Annotated in this window: 8 protein-coding genes; 3 read left to right on the forward strand and 5 right to left on the reverse strand. The window is 74.6% G+C overall.

Going from position 1 to position 7,794, the window contains the following annotated elements; translation table 11 throughout:
• The 4 genes from KN815_RS31460 to KN815_RS31475 all read right to left on the reverse strand — a co-directional run.
• The coding region (locus KN815_RS31460; RefSeq protein ID WP_216345270.1) for a glycosyltransferase 87 family protein at window positions 1–913 on the reverse strand (913 nt) is incomplete at its 3' end.
• Between the two features lie 216 nt (window positions 914–1,129).
• On the reverse strand, window positions 1,130–1,855 hold the full coding sequence (locus KN815_RS31465) for a methyltransferase domain-containing protein (protein WP_372458530.1): 726 nt from the start codon (window positions 1,853–1,855) through the stop codon (window positions 1,130–1,132).
• Window positions 1,856–1,929: 74 nt separating this feature from the next.
• The gene (locus KN815_RS31470) at window positions 1,930–2,553 is read right to left on the reverse strand and encodes a TIGR04282 family arsenosugar biosynthesis glycosyltransferase (RefSeq protein WP_216345271.1); all 624 of its coding nucleotides are present in this window, start codon (window positions 2,551–2,553) and stop codon (window positions 1,930–1,932) included.
• Window positions 2,554–2,705: 152 nt separating this feature from the next.
• Window positions 2,706–3,428, reverse strand: a complete 723-nt coding sequence (locus KN815_RS31475) for a glycosyltransferase family 2 protein (protein WP_216345265.1) — start codon at window positions 3,426–3,428, stop codon at window positions 2,706–2,708.
• A 116-nt stretch (window positions 3,429–3,544) separates the two neighbouring features.
• Here KN815_RS31475 and KN815_RS31480 point away from each other — a divergent pair, with 116 nt between their 5' ends.
• Window positions 3,545–4,399 (forward strand): response regulator transcription factor, encoded by an 855-nt coding sequence (locus KN815_RS31480; RefSeq protein ID WP_216345266.1) that lies wholly within the window; start codon window positions 3,545–3,547, stop codon window positions 4,397–4,399.
• Window positions 4,392–5,504 (forward strand): sensor histidine kinase, encoded by a 1,113-nt coding sequence (locus KN815_RS31485; RefSeq protein ID WP_216345267.1) that lies wholly within the window; start codon window positions 4,392–4,394, stop codon window positions 5,502–5,504. Before KN815_RS31480 ends, KN815_RS31485 begins: the two co-directional genes overlap by 8 nt.
• Before the next feature lie 136 nt (window positions 5,505–5,640).
• Here KN815_RS31485 and KN815_RS31490 read toward each other — a convergent pair whose 3' ends face one another.
• Window positions 5,641–6,693, reverse strand: coding sequence for an NAD-dependent epimerase/dehydratase family protein (locus tag KN815_RS31490; RefSeq protein WP_216345268.1), 1,053 nt, complete (start codon window positions 6,691–6,693; stop codon window positions 5,641–5,643).
• Between the two features lie 259 nt (window positions 6,694–6,952).
• Here KN815_RS31490 and KN815_RS31495 point away from each other — a divergent pair.
• A partial coding sequence (locus KN815_RS31495) for a class I SAM-dependent methyltransferase (protein WP_216345269.1) occupies window positions 6,953–7,794 on the forward strand: 842 nt, incomplete at its 3' end.

The raw sequence follows: 7,794 nt of genomic DNA on the forward strand, positions 1-7,794 counted from the left end.
CGAGGATGCCGGAGAGCGCACCCGGCAGGGTCACGGCGGGCAGCAGCTTGGCCGCGATCGCCGCGCCGAGCAGCACCCCGCCCAGGGCGCGGCGGCGGGGGACGGCGACCAGGCCCGCGACGGTCAACAGCACGCCCAGCGCGTCGACATGGGCGTTGTTCACCGCCTCCACCGGTACGGCCGGGCACCAGGCCCACAGCGCCGCGCGGGCGGTCGCGAGACGGGGATCGGGACGGCGGCGTGCCGCGGCGAGCAGTACGGCGGTGGTGGCGACGGACAGCAGTGCCCCGCCGGTCTGTAGCGGGAGGAGAGTGGAACCTGATGGCGCCGAGCGGTGTACAAGCAGGAAATAGCCCTCTGCGACGGGAGGATAGATCGTATGGACCGCGGGGCGATTGAGGCGGGTGCACTGCGGCTCGGCGGGGCCGGAGGTGCCGCGCGTGTGGTCGGGGGTGCCATGGGGGTGGTCGGGCGCTGGATTGGCGCGCGGGTGGGCGCCGGGTGTGGGAGATCCGGGTGCGGGGCGGACGGGGGCGCGGTCGGGGCCTTGGCAGGCGGAGCCCTTCGGGAAGAGCCAGGGGTCGCGCAGCGGAGCGAGCGCGGGGTCCTCGGGCGCGTGGTCATAGGGGGATATGCCCGCGGCCTGCACACGTCCGTCCCAGGCGTAGCGGTAGGCGTCGGTGCTGGTGCGCGGCGGCGCGAGCAGGCCCGTGGCGGCGACCGCTGCGCTCCCCACGAGCACGAAGACGGCTGCCTGACGGGCGCCCAGACGGCGAACGGTCCACGCCGCCGCGGCGAACAGCACCCAGGCGAGGGCGTACCAGCGGGAGAGCACGCCGGGCGCGGTGTGGAAGTCGTCCCTGCGGAAGGTGAGGGCGAGTACGGCTATCAGGGAGCCGAGCAGCGTGGCCAGCGCGAGCGGGGTGAGCCACGGGTGGGCGGTCCGGGTCCGCGCGGCCCGGGTGGGGCGCGCTGCCGGGCAGGGCTCGTCCGTGCCGTCAGGCGGTGCTGCGAGGCGGTCGCGGGCCGGTGGGCGAGGGCCCGGGCCGGAGCGCTGATCAGGCACCCGGCCGGTCCATCGGGCGAGTCGGCCGGGCCGCAGCAGGCCGCGCGGCGATGCGGGCACGGCTCAGCGCTCCGTGGGGGATCGGGGCAGGGGCGGTGTGCGGCGCAGCGACACAAAGCTCCGGTCCCGCGCGGTCCACTGCTCGACCGGGTTCCAGCCCACCGCGCGTGCGTGGTGCAGCAGTGCGGGGACGCCGACCCGGGCCCAGGGGAAGGCCGTTCCCATGTCGCCCCGGCCGTCGTCCACGCGCACCCGCACCCGCTCGTCCACATCGGCCGCCGCGGCCTCCACCAGCAGCAGCCCGTCGGGGGCTATGAGTTGAGCGACGCGCGCGAGGAGTGCCTGGGGATCGCCGCCGATGCCGATGTTGCCGTCGATCAGCAGCGCCGTGCCCCAGCGTCCCTCGCCGGGCAGCGGTTCGAAGACCGAGCGGCACAGTGCGGGCCCGCCCGCGCGGACCGTTCGGGCGACCGCGGCCTGGCTGACGTCGATGCCCAGGCAGGGGCGGCCGCGCAGGGCCAGCGCGGCCACCAGCCGACCGGGTCCGCAGCCGATGTCGAGGGCCGGGCCCTGGCAGCGCCGCAGCACTGTCCGGTCGGCCGAGTCGGCGTCCGCACACCAGCGTTCGACGTCCAAGGGCAGCATCCAGCCGTCGGCTCGGCGCAGGAACAGCGGACCTCGGCCCGCGTGCAGCGCCCGGACATAGGGGTCGGCATGCCAGGCGGCCGCCGCACGGCGAGCGGGAGCCCGCTCACGTACCGATCCGTCTCGTACGGACCCGTCTCGCACCAATCCGTCGCGTACGGATCCCTCGCGCACCGGTCCCTCGTGTACGGATCCGTCTCGTACTGTCTCGGCCGTGCTCATCCGGCGGTGGTCCGGGACAGCCGGGCGAGGGTGCGGGCGAGGCGTCCGCCCGGGGCGTCGGCCGCCACGCGTGCGGCGTCCTCCGCCGTGTCCACGTCGCGCAGCATCGGCAGGTCGCGCACCCGCAGCCCCGCGTCCGTCAGCCGGCGCCGCTGTGCGGCACCGGTAGTGGCGGTGGACATCGGCACGCCCCGCAGCAGCCCGGGGTCCGGTTGCGCGAGGCCCAGGGCCCAGAAGCCACCGTCGGCGGCCGGGCCGAACCAGGCGTCGCAGTCGTGCCAGCCGTTCGGGTCCAGCGCGGGGGCGAGCAGAGCGGGGGTCACCTGTGGGGTGTCCATGCCGATCAGCAGGGTGGCGCCCCGGCAGGCGGCGAAGGCCGCGGCGAGTCGCTCGTCCAGACCGCCGTCGCACTGCGGCACCACCTCGAACCCCGGCGGCAGCCATGGCCCGGGGTGCCCGTCGAGCACCAGCACCCTGCGGCGGGCGGGCATGGCGAGCGCGGCGTGCAGCGTGTCGGCGAGGCACGCCTCGGCGAGCGAGGCGGCCTCGGCGGGGGAGTACGGGGGAGTGAGCCTGGTCTTCACCCGCCCGGGCACCGGTTCCTTGGCGATGATGAGCAGCGTCGTCCCGTCCTCGTGGGCGGACCGGGAGTCGGTGTCCGCACGGATACCCGCACCGGCGACCGGCCCGTTGGCGGCGTCAGGTCCGGAGCCGGGGCGGGCGGGAGCCGAGGGGGCCTCCGCCGCGTTCGCCCCCTCGCGTGGCGCGGCGCTCACCGTGCGGCCCTCGTGGCCGCGGCCAGGTCGTGGGCCACCGGCGGCTGGCGCAGCACGGCGCGCATATCGCGCACCGCGTGCCAGGTGCCCCGCCAGGTGCCGGTGACCTTCGACTTCCCGGTGCGCGGCCGGTACGGCACCTCGCGCTCCTCGATCCGCCATCCCGCGTCCGCGGCCCGCACGACCATCTGGAGCGGATAGCCGCTGCGCCGGTCGGTGAGGCCGAGGGCGAGCAGCGGTTCGCGCCGCGCGGCCCGCAGTGGGCCGAGGTCGCCCAGCGTGAGGCCGGTGCGCCGGCGCAGCATGCGGGTCAGCGCGATATTGCCGAGCCGGGCGTGCATCGGCCAGGCCCCCCGCTCCTGGGGACGCCGTCGGCCCAGCACGAGGTCGGCGCCGCCTTCCGCGACGGTCCGCACGAAGGAGGTCAGCAGGCCGGGGTCGAGCGAGGCGTCGCAGTCGCAGAAGCAGACGATGTCGGCCTCGGCGGCGAGGAGCCCGGCGTGGCAGGCGGCGCCGAAGCCACGGCGCGGTTCGTGCACGACGGTGGCGCCGTGGGCGCGGGCGACCGTGGCCGAGCCGTCCGTGGAGCCGTTGTCGACGACGATGGCGCGCCAGCCGGCCGGGATGCGGGCCAGCACCCAGGGCAGGGCGGCGGCTTCGTCCAGACAGGGCAGGACGACGTCCGCACAGGGGGTGGTCGAGTTTGTCACCCGCACCACACTACGAAGGAGAAAGTGACATTTCGGGCTTCAGGTTCTTACGAAACACGGACGTCGTCCGGTCCGCGGGCTCCCTGCCGCACCCTGGCACCGGACCTGGTGTCACGCTGTGGGACATGCAGCAGACCCCGTCTCCCACCCGCGTGCTCGTCGTGGACGACGATCCGACCGTGGCCGAGGTCGTCGCCGGGTACCTCGGCCGGGCCGGATTCGCCGTGGATCAGGCCGCCGACGGTCCCGGGGCGCTCGCCCGCGCCGCCGCCCGCCGGCCGGATCTGGTCGTCCTCGACCTGATGCTGCCCGGTATGGACGGGCTGGAGGTGTGCCGCGCGCTCCGCGACAAGGGACCGGTGCCGGTCATCATGCTCACCGCGCGCGGTGATGAGGAGGACCGGATCCTCGGCCTGGAGATCGGCGCGGACGACTACGTCACCAAGCCGTTCAGCCCACGGGAACTGGTGCTGCGCGTGGAGTCGGTGCTGCGCCGCGGCCGGACCGGTCCGCAGGTCTCCGGCTCGTCCGCGCCCGCCCCGGGGGGTGTGGCACACCGCGCCGGGATCACCCTCGATCCCCTGGCCCGGCGCGCCACCCGGCACGGCCGGGAAATCGCCCTGACGGTGCGCGAGTTCGACCTGCTGTCCTTTCTGCTGCGCAACCCGGGGGTGGCCTTCACCCGCGAGGAGCTGATGCGCGAGGTGTGGGGCTGGGACTTCGGGGATCTGTCCACCGTCACCGTCCATGTGCGGCGGCTGCGCGGAAAGGTCGAGGACGATCCCGCCGCGCCCCGGCTCATCCAGACCGTCTGGGGCATCGGCTACCGCTTCGACGCCCCGCCCGAGGCCGCCGACGAGGGGCCACCGGACGACCGCCCACGGGACGAGGCACGACCGGACGAGGGGCGACGGGGCGGCGACGGACGGGACCGGACACGACGGGACGGCGACGGGCGGGGGGCGGGCTCCGATGCGTGATGTGTTCCTCATGGCGGCGTTCGCCTTCCTCGGCGCGGCGGCGGCCGGTCTGCTGGGCGCGCTGGCGCTGCGGCTGGTGCGCGGCTGTTCGGTCGCGGTGTCCCTCGCCGTCGTCGCCGCCGTCGCGGTCACGGCGATGCTCACCGGAACGCTGGCCGTGGCCTGGGCGATGTTCCTGTCCCCGCACGACCTGACGGTGGTCACGACCGTCTGCGCCATGGCCGCCGTGGTGTCCCTGGCCACCGCGCTGCTGCTGGGCCGCTGGGTGGTGGCGCGCAGCAACGCGCTGGCCCGCGCCGCCCGCTCCTTCGGGGACGGCGGGAGCTTCGCCGCCCCCGACGGCCAGGCCACCGCCGAACTCGCCGCGCTCGGCCGCGAACTGGCCGCCACCAGCGCCAAGCTGGCCGCCTCCCGCGAGCGTGAGCGCGCCCTGGAGTCCTCCCGCCGGGAGCTGGTCGCCTGGATATCCCACGATCTGCGCACCCCGCTGGCCGGGCTGCGCGCGATGTCCGAGGCGCTGGAGGACGGGGTGGCCCCGGACCCGGACCGCTACCTCCGCCGGATCCGCACCGAGGTGGAGCGGCTGAACACGATGGTCGGCGACCTCTTCGAGCTCTCCCGCATCCACGCCGGGGCGCTCTCCCTCACCCCCACCCGGATCTCCGTCTACGACCTGATCGGCGACGCCCTCGCCGGGGTCGATCCGCTCGCCCGCGAGCTGGGCGTCCAGTTGATCGGCGACCGAGTGGACCCGGTCCCGGTGGAGGTCGACGGCAAGGAGATGTCCCGTGTGCTCGGGAACCTCCTCGTCAACGCCGTCCGCCGCACCCCGGCGGACGGCACGGTCGCGGTGACCGCCGAGCGAGAGGCGGACACGGTCGTGCTGTCGGTCACCGACGGCTGCGGCGGGATCCCGGAGGAGGACCTTCCGCGCGTCTTCGACACCGGCTGGCGCGGCAGCAACGCCCGCACACCTCCGGCGGGCGCCGGTCTGGGCCTGGCCATCGTCCGTGGCATCGTCGAGGCGCACGACGGCCAGGCGGCGGTCCGCAACGTCGACGGCGGCTGCCGCTTCGAGGTCCGCCTCCCCGCCGCCGTCACCTGAGCGACGCCGTCAGCTCATCCCTGGCCCCCGCCGGCCCCCGAGCCTCAGACTCCCCAGTCTCAGCCTCTCTGAGCCTCAACCCCTCTGAGCCTCAACCCCTCTGAGCCTCAGTCCCTCTGAGCCTCAGCCCCCAGCCTCAAACCCCCGCGCGCTGTGGGGCGCGGGCGAACGCGGTCATGCCCTCCGTGAAGGAGATCGCCGCGCGCCAGCCCAGGGCCTCGCGGATCCGCCGCGACGACGCGGTGATATGCCGTACGTCGCCCAGCCGGTACCCGCCCGTGACCACGGGCGCCGGGCCGCCGAACGCCGTGGCCAGGGCCCCGGCCATCTCGCCCACCGTATGGGGGTCGTCGCTGCCGGTGTTGTACGCGGTCAGCGTGGACGGGGCCACCACCTCCGGCGCCGCCTCCAGGGCGGCGACATTGGCCGCGGCCACGTCGCGGACATGGACGAAGTCCCGGCGCTGGCCGCCGTCCTCGAAGACCGTGGGCGCCTCACCGCGCGCCAGGGCGGAGCGGAAGAAGGAGGCGACCCCGGCGTAGGGGGTGTCGCGCGGCATCCCCGGCCCGTACACATTGTGGTAGCGCAGCGACACCGCACGGCCGCCCACCGACCGGGCCCAGGCCGCCGCCAGATGTTCCTGGGCGAGCTTCGTCGTCGCGTACACATTGCGTGGATCGACCGGCGCGTCCTCCTCCACCTTGCCGGGCCGCAGCGATGTGCCGCACTCGGGGCAGCGGGGGTCGAAGCGGCCCGCCGCGAGATCCGCCTCGGCGCGCGGACCGGGACGGACCCGGCCGTGGCGGGGGCAGTCGTAGCGCCCCTCCCCGTAGACGACCATCGACCCGGCCAGCACCAGTTCGCGCACCCCGCGCTCCGCCATCGCCGCCAGCAGCACCGCGGTGCCCAGGTCGTTGCAGCCCACATAGGCCGGGGCGTCCGCGAAGTCCTTGCCGAGACCGACCATCGCCGCCTGATGGCAAACGGCGTCCACGCCGCGCAGCGCCGCGACCACCGCCTCCCGGTCCCGCACATCGGCGTGGATCCACTCCCCGTCCACCGCGGGCGGCGTCGGATGAGCGGCCGGGAGCAGGGCATCGAGGACGACCGGCTCATGGCCGTGCTCGGTGAGGGCGGTGACGATATGCGAGCCGATGAAGCCCGCACCTCCGGTGACCAGTACACGCATGGGGACGACGCTAGGCCCGGGCGGGCGCCGGGGGCCGCCCCCGCGCCGTTCCGTCACCGCTCCGTAAGACCTTCCGGAGGAGGCGTGGTCACAGAATGGTCACAAGGGGGACGGTCCCGCGTTGCCTTTCACTGCGACCGTGGCGGCCACTCGCGTCCCCCGGGACCCCGTCCCCGAGGATCCTTTCCCCCAGGGGCTCCCGGACACGATTACCGGACACGTCTCTCCGGACCGCCGCCATCGACGAACAGAGAGCCACATGACGGTCACCACCGCCCCCGCGGCCCAGCGTCCCCGCAGCCTCAATGACGTCAAGGGCTGGTTCCCCAGCCTTGACCAAGTACTGTTCGACCGCTTTCTGACCCGCCAGGAGCGCCTCGGGCAGCACGGGGACCTGATGGAGATGGGCGCCTACATGGGCAAGAGCGCCATCTTCACCGCCGCGTATCTGCGGGCGAACGAGCGCTTCACGGTCTGTGACCTCTTCGACGCGGACGCGCCGGACGAGAAGAACGCGGCGGAGGCACGCAAGTCGTACTCCACGCTGACCCGCACCGCATTCGAGCAGAACTACCTGGCGTTCTGGGACGAGCTGCCGTTCGTCATCCAGGGCCCGACCTCCGTCGTGCCCGACCACGTCGGCGCGGACACCTGCCGCTTCATCCACGTGGACGCCTCGCATCTGTACGAGCATGTGGCGGGCGACATCGGCACCGCGCACAGCACGCTGGTGCCCGGCGGTCTCGTCGTCCTCGACGACTTCCGCTCCGAGCACACCCCCGGGGTGGCCGCCGCGACCTGGGAGGCGGTGTTCACCCGGGGCCTGCGGCCCATCTGCCTGACCACGCAGAAGCTCTACGGCACCTGGGGCGACCCGGAGCCGATCCAGGACGAGCTGCTCGCGGACGAGGAGTGGCGCAAGGGGATGGACACCAGCGTGCAGGAGATCGCGGGCCGCAGGGTGCTGCGGTTCTCGGGGAAGCCCGCGAACCCGACCCCGCCCACCTCCCGCTATGCCGGTGAGCCGCGCGACCCCGCCCCCGAGCAGCGCTCCGCGCCCACCGCCCCGGCGTCCGCCGCCGCGGCGCGCCGTCCCACGGC

The sequence above is a fragment of the Streptomyces niphimycinicus genome, assembly GCF_018883605.1.
Lineage (GTDB): Bacteria > Actinomycetota > Actinomycetes > Streptomycetales > Streptomycetaceae > Streptomyces > Streptomyces niphimycinicus.